Origin of the sequence: Kitasatospora sp. NPDC093806, assembly GCF_040683335.1 — a bacterium.
GTDB lineage: Bacteria > Actinomycetota > Actinomycetes > Streptomycetales > Streptomycetaceae > Kitasatospora.
This window is the reverse complement of sequence record NZ_JBFBDO010000036.1, coordinates 26,462-39,524: the sequence shown is the minus strand read 5'-3', so window position 1 is coordinate 39,524 and position 13,063 is coordinate 26,462. Positions and strand designations below refer to the sequence as shown.

9 protein-coding genes are annotated in these 13,063 nt (G+C 75.0%); 5 read left to right on the top strand and 4 right to left on the bottom strand.

Annotation, left to right across the window (positions count from 1 at the left end):
* Positions 1-94: 94 nt before the first annotated feature.
* Positions 95-6,016 carry a TIR domain-containing protein gene (locus AB0N76_RS19125; RefSeq protein WP_363558605.1) on the bottom strand — a complete coding sequence of 1,974 codons (5,922 nt, stop codon included), beginning with the start codon at positions 6,014-6,016 and terminating at the stop codon, positions 95-97.
* 168 nt (positions 6,017-6,184) lie between these two features.
* Between AB0N76_RS19125 and AB0N76_RS19120 the strand changes: the two genes are divergently transcribed.
* Both AB0N76_RS19120 and AB0N76_RS19115 read left to right on the top strand, forming a co-directional pair.
* Complete coding sequence (locus AB0N76_RS19120) at positions 6,185-7,387, top strand: SLC13 family permease (RefSeq protein ID WP_363558603.1); 1,203 nt, start codon at positions 6,185-6,187, stop codon at positions 7,385-7,387.
* Between the two features lie 123 nt (positions 7,388-7,510).
* Positions 7,511-8,371, top strand: a complete 861-nt coding sequence (locus tag AB0N76_RS19115) for a hypothetical protein (protein ID WP_363558601.1) — start codon at positions 7,511-7,513, stop codon at positions 8,369-8,371.
* 29 nt (positions 8,372-8,400) lie between these two features.
* On the opposite strand, the gene AB0N76_RS19110 is transcribed toward AB0N76_RS19115, so the two are convergent.
* The 3 genes from AB0N76_RS19110 to AB0N76_RS19100 are packed head-to-tail and all read right to left on the bottom strand — an operon-like array spanning position 8,401 to position 11,008.
* Positions 8,401-9,186: an inositol monophosphatase gene (locus AB0N76_RS19110; protein WP_363558600.1), complete on the bottom strand. Its 786-nt coding sequence runs from the start codon at positions 9,184-9,186 to the stop codon at positions 8,401-8,403.
* 31 nt (positions 9,187-9,217) lie between these two features.
* The gene (locus tag AB0N76_RS19105; protein ID WP_363558598.1) at positions 9,218-9,976 is read right to left on the bottom strand and encodes a hypothetical protein; all 759 of its coding nucleotides are present in this window, start codon (positions 9,974-9,976) and stop codon (positions 9,218-9,220) included.
* A gap of 54 nt (positions 9,977-10,030) precedes the next feature.
* On the bottom strand, positions 10,031-11,008 hold the full coding sequence (locus AB0N76_RS19100; protein WP_363558596.1) for a hypothetical protein: 978 nt from the start codon (positions 11,006-11,008) through the stop codon (positions 10,031-10,033).
* Positions 11,009-11,154: 146 nt separating this feature from the next.
* Here AB0N76_RS19100 and AB0N76_RS19095 point away from each other — a divergent pair, with 146 nt between their 5' ends.
* From AB0N76_RS19095 to AB0N76_RS19085, 3 genes are all read left to right on the top strand, one after another.
* The gene (locus tag AB0N76_RS19095) at positions 11,155-11,727 is read left to right on the top strand and encodes a hypothetical protein (protein WP_363558594.1); all 573 of its coding nucleotides are present in this window, start codon (positions 11,155-11,157) and stop codon (positions 11,725-11,727) included.
* A gap of 110 nt (positions 11,728-11,837) precedes the next feature.
* Positions 11,838-12,170, top strand: a complete 333-nt coding sequence (locus AB0N76_RS19090) for a hypothetical protein (RefSeq protein ID WP_363558592.1) — start codon at positions 11,838-11,840, stop codon at positions 12,168-12,170.
* 270 nt (positions 12,171-12,440) lie between these two features.
* Entirely contained in the window at positions 12,441-13,013 is a 573-nt protein-coding gene (locus AB0N76_RS19085) for a hypothetical protein (RefSeq protein WP_363558590.1), read from the top strand.
* Positions 13,014-13,063 lie beyond the last annotated feature (50 nt).

The window sequence follows — 13,063 nt, the reverse complement described above, 5'->3', positions numbered from 1 at the left end:
TCCGCGCCCCGCTGACACCAGGGGCCCCGCCGGTCACGCACCGGCGGGGCCCTCCGTCGTGCCCGGGGCCACCGGCCCTCCGTCGTACCCGGGGCTACAGCTCCGCCTCCGGGGGCAGTCGGTGGACGCCCGGGAGGTGGGTGTCGAGCTCGCCCGGCTCGAACCGGCACATGCCGACGGCGTGCCAGAACTCGCCGGCCACGTCCCCCTCGCACTTGTAGGCGCCGGAGGGCAGCAGCGCCGCCCAGCCGTCGGGCGCCCCGAGCAGGGTGGCCAGGGCGGTGGGGTCGCCGTCGGGGTGGATCCGCCAGAGCCGGACGGTGCCGTCCTCGCCGCCGCTGGCCAGCAGCGAGCCGTCCGGGCTGAAGGTGACGGCGAGGATCCGGCCGGTGTGGCCGCGCAGGCCGGCCAGTTCGGTACCGGTCAGCGGGTTCCAGAGCCGGACCACCCGGTCGTCGCCGGCGGTGGCGAGCAGCGGCCGGTACGGGTGCGCGGCGGCGGTCCAGAGCCGGCCGACGTGGCCGGTCAGCCGGTGCCGGACGGTGCGGTCCACCCAGATCAGCGCGGTGCCGTCCCAGGAGGCGCTGGCCAGCCAGGAGCTGTCGGCGGCCGGTGCGACCCCGTACACCCGGTCGGTGTGGCCGTCGAGTTCGGCCACCACCCGGCCGCTCTCGACGTCGGAGATCCGGACCAGGCTGTCGTCGCAGCCGGTGAGCAGCTGCCGCCCGTCCGGGCTGAACGCGATCGAGCGGACCCGGCCGCGGTGCTCGCGCAGGGTGGTGAGGTGGGCGCCGGTGCGGCGGTACCAGATCCGGACGGTGTCGTCGTCGTTGGCGGTGGCCACCAGGACGCCGTCGGCGCTGAACGCCTCCGCCCAGACGTGCTCGGTCTCGACGTCCATCTCGCGCAGGTACTCGCCGGTGCGGGCGTTCCACAGGCAGAGGTCGCCGTCGTTGGTGGCGGTGGCCAGCACCGTCTCCTCCGGGCTGAACACCGCCGAGACCAGCCGGCTGCTGCGGCCGGAGAGTTCGCGCACCCGGCGGCCGGTGGCGGGCTCCCAGAGCCGGACCACGCCGTCGTTGCCGCCGGCCGCGAGCAGGGTGCCGTCGCCGCTGAAGGTGAGCGAGCCGATCCGCCGCCCGTGGCCGCGCAGCAGCTGCCGGCTGCGGCCGGAGCTCGGGTCCCAGAGCCGGACCAGGCCGTCGTTGCCGCCGGTGACCAGCAGCGGGTCGGCCTCCGAGCCGCCGCGGCCCGCGCCGGGGCGGAACCGGCAGGCCCAGACCGAGCCGCGGTGCTCGGGCGGCTGCCGGCGCAGCGGCACCACCTCGTGGCCGCTGCCGGGCGCGCCGCCGGGGCCCTCGGCCGGGCCGACCCGCCAGACCCGGACCCCGCCGTCGCTGTCGCTGGCGGCGAAGCGGGTGCCGGCCTCGTCGAAGGTGACCTGGTAGATCTTGCCGGTGGAGTCCTCGGGCCGGCCGGCCGGCGTGCCGTCGAGCGGGTTCCAGAGCCGGATCTCGCCCTCGGTGTCGCCGCTGGCCAGCAGGTCGCCGTCCGGGTGGAAGGCGAGCGTGTAGATCCGGCCGGTGTGGCCGGGCAGGCTGTGCCGCAGCCGGCGGCCGGCCACCTCCCAGATCCGGACGGTGCCGCCGGTGCCGTCGTCCGGTCCGCCGTCGGCGGTGGCCACGAGGGTGCCGTCGGGGCTGAACGCGGACCGGTAGACGGTGCCCCGGTGGCCGGGCAGGACGGCGAGCCGACGCCCGCTGACGGTGGACCACAGCCGGGCGCCGCCGCCCTGGTCGCCGGTGACCAGCAGGCTGCCGTCGGGGCTGAACACCGAGGTGTAGACGGGCGCGGCGTGCCCGGGCAGGCGGTGCAGCGGGCGGCCGGTGGCGGTGTCCCAGAGGGTGACGACGCCGTTCAGGTCGCCGGTGGCGAGCATCCGGCCGCCGGGGGCGAGCGAGACCGGCCAGACGCCGCCCGGGTGGACGTCCAGGCGGTGCCGGCACTCGCCGGAGACCGGGTCCCAGAGCCGGACGGTGCCGTCGGCGCTGCCGGTGGCGAGGACCTCGCCGGAGAACTTGACCGCGTAGACCCGGCCGATGTGGTCCTTGAGGGTGCGCAGCGCCACGCCGGTGACGGCGTCGCAGACCAGCACGCTGCCGTCCTCGCTGCCGACCGCGAGCAGCCGGCCGTCCGGGCTGAAGGCGACCGGCTCGGGCAGTCGGGTGGAGCGCACGTCGAAGCCGTACGGGACGCCGACCTCGGAGGGGCTGAAGCCGGCCTCGACGGGCAGTCCGGGGGCGATCGCGGCGGCCCGCAGCTCGGGGGCGGCGCGCACCTCCTCGTCGGTGACCGCGGAGATCAGCGCGGCCCGCTGCCAGCGGCTGCCGCGCAGTTTGGCGCCGCGCAGGTCGGTGCGGATCAGCCGGGCGCCGCGCAGGTCGGCCGAGCGCAGGTCGGCGCCGCGCAGGTCGGCGGCGTCCAGGCGGGCGCCGGACAGCCGGGCGCCGCGCAGGTCCGCGCCGGCCAGGTTGGCGCCGAGCAGCCGGGCGTCGGCGAGGTCGGCGCCGAACAGGTCGACGCCGGACAGGTCGCGGTGGGAGAGGTCCTCGCCGGCCAGGGTGGCGCCGCGCAGGTCGGTGTGGGCGGGGACGCGGAGCCGGTCGAGGACCTTGACGGCGTTGCGCCGGGCCGCCTCGGAGGCGTGCTCGCCGTCGTCCAGGACGGCGCGGGCCCAGCGCTGGCAGACCTGGTGGTCGGCGAGGTCGCAGAGGAACTCGACGGCGAGCCGGCTGAGCGGGCCGCGGCCGAGCAGTTCGGCGTCGCCGCGCCCGAGCGCCTCGGCGGCGGCGCGGGCGACCAGCCACTCCACCACCGAGCCGTGGATGAACTGGAACATGCCCTCGTCGGAGCGGACCAGCAGGCTGCCGGAGCCGACCGCGTGGGCGACCTGCGGGGTGGGCATCCGGTTCTCGGCGAGGCCGGTGAGCACCCCGGCGATGTCGACGATCTCGTCCAGCGGGATGGAGCCGCGGCCGCTCTCCCAGAGCCGCAGCGCGAGCAGGGTGACGGCCTGCCAGAGCTGGTCCAGGCCCAGCCCGGGGGCGGCGCCGGCGCCGCCCTGGCCGCGCTGCTCCTCGAACCGCAGCCAGGCGGTGAAGACCTCCTGGTAGAGGCCGGCCGCGCTGAGCGCCCGGCCGGCGCCGGCGACGGCACGCAGCCGGTCGTGGTCGAGGTCGGCGACGAAGCTGAGCAGACGGGGGTTGCGGCAGAGCGCGAGCAGGTCGGGGATGGCCTCCAGCAGGCGCATCCGGCGGGCGGCGGCCTCCTCGTCGCCGTACCGGTTGACCAGGTAGCCGCGGATCTGGCGCGGGGTGAAGTCCTGGACGGCGATCAGCCGGCGCTGCGGGAGCAGGCCGACGCGCTCGCCGAGCGCGGTGAGCACCTGTTCGTGCGAGCTGAAGTGCTGGGTGCGGCTGGTGACCACGATCTTGGCGTTGTCGACGGCGGCGTCGAGCAGCACCTGGAGGTGGTCGGCGGCGCGCTCGTAGCTGACCCGGTTGACGAGTTCGTCGAAGCCGTCGAAGAGCAGCACCACCCGGCCCTGCCGGAGCATGTAGCGGAAGGCCCGCAGGTCCAGGGTGTCGGTGCCGTGCTCGGTGAGGTGGGCGGCGACCAGGCCGTCCAGCGAGTGCGCCTTGTCGAGCGCGCTGAGCTCGATGAACAGCGGGGACAGGTGCGGGAGTTCGGCGGGCAGCCGGCGGGCGAGCTCGCGCAGCGCGAAGGTCTTGCCGCGGCCGAAGTCGCCGAGCAGCAGGACGAAGCGGCCGTGGTCGGAGTCGAGCAGCCGGAGCAGCTCGTCGACCAGGCCCTCGCGTTCGTCGGCGCCGGGGCGTTCGGCGTCGCGGTAGCGCTGGGGCAGGTAGAGGCCGGGCAGGTACTGGCTGTCGGTGGCGAGCCGTTCGGTCTGGGCGGCGACGTAGCCGCGCAGGTCGAGCAGGCCCTGGAACTCCAGGAAGCTGCGCAGCCGCACGCCCCGGCGGCGGGCCCGGTCGCGCAGGTCGCGCGGGGGCGGCGGGCCGTCGTAGACGAGTTCGGCGTCGAAGCCGGCGCCGAGGCCGGCGCCGTCGGCGTGCACCTCGTCGACGAAGCGCTCGACGTCCTCCTCGGTGGGGGTGCGGACGGAGACGGCGACCCGCTGCTGGCGGACCAGTCCGCCGGACTCGGCCCAGGTGACGAAGAGCTGCGGCGGGGCGCCGGCCGCCGGGGCCACCGGGCGGATCTGGGCGCCGGGGTGGCGGGTGCGGCAGATCTCGGCGACCCGGGCCAGCAGGGCCTCCAGCGGGGAGGCGAGGGCGCGGGTCTCGTGGTCGGTGTCGGCGGCGGGCTCGCGGACCTGCTCCAGCGGCGGCGGGCCGATCTGCGGGGCCGGTTCCGGGTCCGGGAAGGCGCGGTGGGCCCGGGACCAGGGGGCGGTGAGGCGCTGGAGTTCGGCGCCGGGGGCGGGCCAGCGGGTGAGGCCGTCGCGGGTGAGCTGGAGCAGCTGGTGGGCGCCGGGGGCGGCGGCGCCGACCACCGGGAGTTCGCCGGCGGCGGTGGTGAGGCCGCGCAGCGCGGTGCGGGCGTCGGCGGGGCCGTGCAGCAGCAGGTGCAGGCGGGGCGCGGTGAGCCGGGTGAAGCGGTCGACGTCGCGCAGCGGTTCGGTGTCCTGGCCGCCGCGGGCGGGCGGGCGGCCGGCCGTGGTGCGGGCCCCGGCTGTGGCGGTGCCGGGGCCGGCCGGGCCGGGGGCGGTGACCGGGTGGCGGACGGCGCCGATCCGCAGCCAGCCGTCGGTCTCGTAGGGGCGCAGCGCCTGGGCGAACCAGGCGGCCTGCTCGGGGCCGAGGAAGCCGTAGCGGTCCTCCGGCCGGTGGGTCCAGGCCATCGAGGAGTTGAGGCCGGCGATCACGGTGCCGAGCTCGGGCACCGGGAAGAGCGTCCACGGCTGGGCGCTGTCGAAGACCACGTCCAGGCCCTGGTAGAACTCCTGGAACAACCGGGCGTAGTGCCGCCACTTGGGCCAGTACGGCGGGGCGGGCCGCAGTTCGTCGGCCTCGCAGGTGGCGAAGTAGGCGCGGGAGGCGGCCTGGCTGACGTCCTGGCCGCCGGGGAGGACGGCCACCCGGTGCGGTTCCAGGCCGAGCAGGGCGCGGATGCCGGTGAGGAAGGTGAGCGCCTGTTCGCACTCGCGGGGGCTGCCGGAGGCGGTGAGGTCGCCGGTGACGACGACGAGTTCGGGCGTGGGGGCGCCGGCGTCGGCGAGTTCGACGAGGTCGCCCCAGATCGCGGCCTGGAGGTCGACCGGGTCGTGGCCGCGGCCGAAGGCGGGCCCGGCCAGGTGCAGGACGGTGACCGCCTCGCGGCCGCCGGCCCGGCCGGCCGCCTGCGGGTACTCGGGCTGCACGGAGGGACGGCGGCGGCCGGCCCAGCCGGGGCCGCCGACCGCGCGCGGGGCGGGGATCCGGTTCTGCGCCTGGGCGGGGCCGCCGGGGCCCTCGCCGCCCGGGTAGCCGGGGAACAGCTCGGGCCGGGCCCGGCCGTCCATCGCCTGGGCGACCCGGGTGAGCAGCAGCTGCCGGGCCCGGGCCGGTTCGGCGACGCCGACCAGGTCGATGTAGGTGAGGGTGGCGAGCAGGCCGTCCACCGGGATGTCCTCGATCCGGACGGTGAGCAGCCGGCGGTCCGGGGCGTCCGGGTCGGCCCGGAACGCGGCCTGCCACTCCATCCGGCCGTAGCGGGAGCGCTCGTAGTTGCGCGAGAGCAGGGCGATGACGGCGGCCGATTCGGTGACGCCGCGGTCCATGAAGTCGACGAAGTTGGTGCCGGGCACGAAGTCCCAGGCCTGGAGGAAGGCGCGGTAGCCCGCCTCCTCCAGCGTCCAGGCGATCCAGGCCGCCCAGCGTTCGTCCGCCGGCGAGTAGCTGATGAAGAAGTCGATCGGCCCGGGGCCACCCGGGGTCGCGTCAAGAGCCCCCATGGGGAGAGCTTATGACCGATCCGGAGAGGCTCAACCCTGTTTTGCCGCAACGCTTTCGGATGGTTTCCGGCCGCGGATCGCCGTTTCTGGTCGAACGTGGGATCGTATGACGTTCCGGCGTACGAGTGGCAGTCTCGACCGGCGTCGCCTCGTATGCGACCCTGGCGTGTGTTTGCCTACTGGCCCGTCGTACGGCGGCTTCATCCCCTGGACCTGCTGGCCGCCGGTCTGCTCGCCTGCGGCCTGCTCTTCCTCGCCACCGGACTGCTCCCGACGGACTCCGCCGGAGCGGCCGTCGAACGGATCGCGCCGCTGCTCGCCTTCCTCGGCTCGGTGATCGTGCTGGCCGAGCTGACCAGCGCCGCCGAGGTGTTCGACGTGGTGGCGGCCTGGGTGGCCCGGGCCGGCCGGGGCAGCTACCCGGCCCTGTTCCTGCTCTGCGTCGGCTTCGCCGCGCTCACCACCACCGTCCTCAACCTGGACACCACCGCCGTCCTGCTCACACCCGTGATGCTCGCGCTGGCCGGGCGGGTCGGGATCGCGCCGCTCCCGCTCGCCATGACCACGGTCTGGCTGGCCAACACGGCGAGCCTGCTGCTGCCGGTCTCCAACCTCACCAACCTGCTGGCCGCCGACCGGGTCGCGCTCTCCCCCGCCGGCCTCGCCCGCGCCATGTGGGCGCCGCAGCTGGCCGCCCTGCTCGCCACCATGGCCTGTCTGTGGGCCTTCTACTGGCGGCGCGGCCGGCGCGGCGCGGCGGACTACCTCCCGCCGGAGGCCCACCGCCCCAAGGACCGGGGACTGTTCCGGATCTGCGCGCTGGCCTGCGCCGGGTTCCTGGTGGCCAGCCTGGCGGCGGTGGTCCCGCTCTGGGTGGCCTCCGGCGCGGCCGCCACCGTCGTGGTGGTCGCCTTCGCGGTCCGCCGGCCGGAGGGCCTGCGGGCCTCGTTGATACCGTGGCGGCTGCTGGTGATGGTGCCCGGCATGTTCCTGGTGGTGCAGACCGTCGACGCGCACGGCCTGCACCGGCTGCTCGCCGACGCGATCGGCACCGACGGCGGCACGCTCGGCCTGTTCCGGGCCTCCGCCGTCGGCGCGGGCCTGTCCAACCTGCTCAACAACCTCCCGGTCTACCTGGCCGGCGAGGCGGCGGTCCCGGCCGGCAACCACACCCAGCTGCTGGCGCTGCTGATCGGCACCAACGTCGGCCCGCTGGTCGCCCCGTGGGGGTCGCTCGCCACCCTGATCTGGTACGAGCGCTGCCGGGCGGCCGGGCTGAAGGTGCCGCTGCGCAGCGTCGCCGGCGCCGGCACCGTCCTGGCGGTCGGCGGCGTGACGCTGGCGACCACGGCGCTGGCGCTGACCTCGTAGGGCCCACAAGCTGGCCTCGTAGGGCCCACAAGCCGACCTCGTGGGGCCCACAAGCCGACCTCGTGGGGCCCGCAAGCCGACCTCGTGGGGCCCGCAGCAGGGCAGGCCCTATGATCAGCCGCCGTGAAGGAATCGAACGCCGGTACGGCCGCCGGAGTGGTGCTGGTCGACGGTCGTACCCGGCTCTGGGTGCGGGACGGTGTGCTGCACTGGCAGCGGGGCCGCAGCAGCCTGGCGGTGCCCGGCGCCCGGATCCGGCGGGTGGAGTGCACGGGGTCCTCGCTGCTGGTTGACTACCTCGACGAGTCGGGGACCGGTGCGACGGTGACGGCCCGCCATCGCGACCGCGCGGTGACGGCCGCCCTCGGCGCCGAGGTCCGGGCGATCGTCGGCGACCTTGGTGGTGGCTCGGGCTCCGGCGGGAGCCCGGCGGCCGTCGAGCGGCACGTCAGGCGTCCCTGGCCGGTACGGCTGGCGGCCGGGCTCTCCCACCGGGTGCGCCACGGCAGTCGGTGGTGGCGGGCCGCGGTCGTCCACGTGCTGGTGGGGCTGCCGGCCGCCGTCTGGTTGCCGGTGGAGCCCCGTACTCTGGGGGTCGTGGCCTGGGCGCTGCTGCCGCTGAGCCCGGCTCTGCTGCGGGCCTGGGTCCTGATGGCGGAGCTCGACACCCTGTGGGTGCTGCGGCGCCGGGGTGTCACCGTGCGGGCGCGGTTCGAGAGCGATCCCTTCAGCGAGCACGCCAACGCCTTCATCGCCCGCTTCCGCACCCTCGAAGGCCGTGACGTCGCCTTCGAGGGGCTGCTCCGAAGCTCCCGCGACGAGATCCGCTACGACCCGCAGGACCCCTCGCGCGCCGACGCGGCGCCGCTGTGGACCCGGCTGCTGATCGCGCTGGCCGCGTTCGTGCCGGTCGGTTCCTTCGGGGTCGTCTTCGCGCTGCCCGCCCTCGCCTGGCTGGCCCTGCTGGTCGCCCAGCGGTTCTGAGCGCCGCGGGTCGCGCCGCACGGGGCCGGTCAGGGTGTGGTCGCCCGCGCCACCAGGTCGAGGAGGTACGGCAGGTCCTCCGGGCGGCCCGCGACATAGCTGCGGGCCGTGTCCGGCTGTCCGATCCGCGGGCTGAACGGGCCGCCGTCCAGCCCGCACACCGCCAGGCCCGCCTCGGTGGCGAGCAGGACGCCGGCCGGCAGGTCGATCTCCTCCGCCCGGTAGCCGACGAACCCGTCGATCAGCCCGGAGGCCAGCAGCGACCAGGTGAGCAGCGGCGCCCACAGCTGGAGGACGCGGCGCGCCCCGGCCTCCAGCCCGTCCTTGAGCGCCCACGCCACCGGGTCGCCGGCCGACAGGCCGTGCCCCTGGGTCCAGCCGAGCACCGGGCGGGGCGCGCCGACCGGACGGGGCGGCACCCGCAGCCGCCCGCCCGGCCCGTACGCGCCCGCGCCGCGCACCGCCCGCCAGGTCCGGCCCACCACCGGGTCGTGCACCACGCCGAGCACCGGCTCGTCGTCCACGCAGAGCGCGATGCCGACCACGTAGGCGGGCAGGCCGATCACCACGTTGTTGCTGCCGTCGAGCGGGTCGACCAGCCAGGTGCGGCGGGTGACCGGCCCGCCCCGGTCGCCGCCCTCCTCGGCGCGGATCCGGTCCGCCGGGAAGTGCTCGGCGATCCGGCGGGTCACCAGCTCCTCGGCGAGCAGGTCGAGTTCGGTGACCACGTCGCCGTCGTCGCCCTTGACGTCCACCCGGAAGGCGTCCGGGAAGCGGGACCGCAGCAGCGCGCCCGCCTCCTCGGCGGCGCGCACCGCGACCCGGCACTCCGCCGCGAACGTCCCGTCACCCGGTTCTCCACCGCCCGTGTCCGCTGCCGTGTCCGTGTCCGTCCCCCCGCCCGTTTCCGTGCCCGTACCTGGTTCCGCGCCCGTACCCGTATCCGTATCCGTACCCACTGCCGATCCTCCTGGCTGCCTCTTCGGCGATCCGGGCCGTCCGGTCCGCGTCGCAGAGCCGCCGTACCACGCGGCGGGCGGGGCCGTCCAGCGGTCCCAGCACCACGTCCACCGGCCCCGGCACCGTCCGGCCGAGCACCACGGTGGCGGCGGGCGCGTCGTCCGGCAGCACGGTGGCGTGGAACTCGCCCGCGCCCAGGGTGTAGGTGTCGCCGCGCGCGCTGGTCTGCTCGGCCAGCGGCTCCCAGCGCACCAGCCGCGGCGTCGGCCGCACCTCGTCCACGCCGGTGGCCCCGTCGCTGTACACCTCGAAGGCCCGGTGGGTCGGGCGGGCCGGTTCGTCGTACACCCCGACCCGCAGATTGCCGACCCGGCCGTACAGCACGCTGCTCTTCAGCTCCCAGCTGTGGCAGTGGATCTCCCGCATCCGCGCGGTCTCCGCCGGGTCGAAGACGTGCACGCACACGCCGTACGCGCCGTCCCGCACCACCGGCAGGCAGACGAAGCCCAGCGGGTGCGCGACCGCGCGCAGCGCCCGCGTGCCCGCCACCACCTCGGCCAGCAGCCCGTGCACCAGGCCGTCAAGTCCGGGCTCGGCGGCGGTGCGGCCGGTGGCCCGGTCCAGCGTCGTGAAGAGTTCGTTCATCCGTCCGTATCCCCCTTGCTCCCCCGTGTTCCCCTGCGGGCGCTCTCCCCCCGGCTACCGCCGGTACGGGTTCTCCGCGTGCAGCGCCCGGTCGATGATGTCGCTGACGTCCCGGTCGGAGAACGCCGCCGGCAGCGGGATGCGCAGCTGCTCGAACAGCCGCCGGGCCTCGTCCACCGTCGGGTCGTCGCCGAGCTGTTCGGTGTCCCGGAGGTCGAGCTTGACCGCCTGCTCGCGGAAGTGGTGCAGCTCCGTGACGTAGTAGTCGTAGAGCGGACGGCCGCGCTCGACGTACAGGCTGACCCGCCCGGGGTCGTCCTGGGTGATGATCAGGCAGGACGCCGACACGTCGAACCGGAGCGAGGGCACCACCGTCGAGAGGTGGACGTCGATCTCCAGGGTGTCCAGCCGCTGCCGGTACCAGGCCGCCGCCAGCACCGTCGCGTACGCCTCCCGGCGCGTGCGCTCCACGCTCCAGGTCGCGTCCGGCGCGCCGTCCGCCGACCGGCCCCCGCTGCTGCCGAAGGTGCCCCGGAAGCGCGCGTACGCGGCGCAGGCCGCCTCGTCGCCCGGGTGCACGATGTCGATCTTCACGGTGAGCGCACGACGCCGCCGCCGCGCCTCCTGCACGCACTTCGGCAGCGTGACGGCCCGCAGGTAGGTGCCGGTCCCGCCCTTGAACACCCACCGGTCGGTGTCCTGCCGGGCCTCCTCCAGCGCCCGCTCCAGGTCCGCGCCCGCGATCTCGCGCACCGACGCCAGGTTCGCCAGCGCCTGCTGCGCCCCGGCCGTCGCGTCCTGGATGTCCGCCACCCGCCGCCGACGCTCGCCCAGCGACCCGTACACCACGGCCGCCAGCACCAGCAGCGTGGCCCCGGACACCACGTTGTCGTCCAGCCCGCCCCCGAGCAGGTCCAGCAACCCGACGACCAGCGCACCCACCAGGGCCACCACGCCGTCCGAGTTCCGCAACGCCCACGCGATCCCGCGCTCCAGCCGCCGCCCGGACTCCCCCGCACCCCCGTGCCCCACGCCCGACACCCCCTTCGACCACCAACATGCTAGGGGCACCCTTGAGTTGACGGCCATACGATTGACGCCCCCACCAGGCGCACACCCGGTCGCACCCCCGCACCCCCCGGCGCGCGCCGGGAGGGTGGGGGCGTAGGGTGCCCGTCGTGAACGAACTGAGCTTCCGGGGGAAAGATCGGTACCGCCCGTCCTGGCCGCACCTCGCGGTCCTGATCGCGGTGTTCGCCCTCCAAGGATTCCTCGCCGCCACCAAGCTGGGCCCGGTCGGCACCGCCTGGCTGCTCGGCGGCACCGCCGTCCTCGCCGCCCTCGGCTTCTGGGTCACCCTCCGCTGCTGGACCACCGTCGGCCCCGCCGGCATCACCATCTGCTGGGGCTTCGGGCGCGGCCGCACCTACCCCTGGCAGGAGATCCGCTGGATCGACGTCCGCGAGACCAAGGCCCAGGGCGGCAGCAACATCCTCACGGCCCGGATGTTCCTCGCCGGCGGCCGCCGCCGCGGCCTCCCCGCCCTCCAGCACAGCGACACCTACCCGTCCCCCGACTTCGAGGTGGACGTCCAACGGGTCGTCAACTGGTGGGAACTGAGCACCGACCCGACCACCCGCATCCGCCCCCCGAAGCAGTTCCGCGACCGCATCACCCCAACGGTCGCCGGCATCCTCGTCGGCCTCCTCATCTCAGCCGTCGGCCTCCTCGCCGTCCTCGCGAACGCATAGCCCGCCGGCGCAAAGCTCCCGGGCCCGCGGCGCACAGCACGCCGCGGGCCCGGGTCGTCGGACGCGCACAGGTCGCAGCCGTTCAGCTCGAAAAGTGAGAACCATCAGCCATGCCTGAGCTTGATCAAGTAACCAGGGAATTCATCACCTGGGCCGATGCGGGAGTGACTCCGACCGTCTCCGAGCCCGTCAGGGACTTCGTCGAGAAGCTCACCTTCGCCGCCCCGGAGGAAATCCTGTCGGTGTTGCAGGACGTGCTGCGGGAGGACCCCCTGGCCATCCCGGTCTGGGCCCGCAATCTGGCCTACCGGCTGGCCTGCCTGCAGCGGCCCGACGACCCGACCCTGCTACGCGACGCCGCGTACGACCTCCTCCGCTTCGGCCCCGATTGGGACACACACGCGCGCGCGATGCTGGCGCGAGCCGAGCAGTTGGAGTCCTGACCCCACCCCGAACGCCCGTTTGCGCCGTCCTCGGCTCAGGCCGAAGAGCAGGCGAGCGGAGACCTTGCCGCCCATGGTCCTCAATCAGCGGCGCGGCGGCGGGTGGCCGGGGGGATCGATGAGCTGTCCGTTCGAGCCGTCCTCCTCGTTCGGGTGAGCCGAGTCGTGCCGCCCGGCTCGCCGGTGCGGCGGCCCCCACAGTGATCACCGACAGCTTTGTCGATCATGATGGGAGTGACGACCGTGTCACGTCGTGGAATGCTCGCCGGTGTGGGAATCGGTGTCCTGCTCGCGGGATTCGGATGGTTCGCCGCCGGTGCCGGGACGACGGCCGGAGCGGCGGTACGGGCCGGCACGCCGGTACCGATCGTGGTGCACTCGGACGACTGGTCCGGCAAGACCGAGGCGTCGAAGGCGACCTGCCCTGGAGGAACGACACTGATCGGCGGCGGGTACGACTCCATCCCGGTCACCAACGGCTACAACCAGGTCCAGGACGCCGTCGACACCAACGCCCCGTCCCAAGTCGAGCCGAACACCTGGGTGATCAAGATGCACCTGGGGAAGGCCTCCGCCTACGCGCTGTGCTCGCCGGCCGGCTCCGAGCCCCCGATCGTGGTTGCCTCGGCCGACTGGTCCGGCAAGACCGAGGTGTCGAAGGCGACCTGTCCCGAGGGCACCGCACTCAGCGGCGGCGGCTACGACTCCATCCCGGTCACCAACGGCTACAACCAGGTCCAGGACGCCGTGGACAAGGCCGCCCCTTCGGCGGACGAGCCCAACACCTGGGTCGTCAAGATGCACTTGGGCCGCGCCTCCGCGTACGCGCTCTGCACCAAGTGACCTGGACGGAGTGACTGGCGCCTCCCGTTCGAAACGGGAGGCGCCGCCGT

Coding starts and splice junctions, on each gene's coding strand:
- AB0N76_RS19090 (WP_363558592.1), top strand. CDS start 11,838: ATGCCTGAGCTTGATCAAGTAACCAGGGAATTCATCACCTGGGCCGAT.
- AB0N76_RS19125 (WP_363558605.1), bottom strand. CDS start 6,016: ATGGGGGCTCTTGACGCGACCCCGGGTGGCCCCGGGCCGATCGACTTC.
- AB0N76_RS19105 (WP_363558598.1), bottom strand. CDS start 9,976: ATGAACGAACTCTTCACGACGCTGGACCGGGCCACCGGCCGCACCGCC.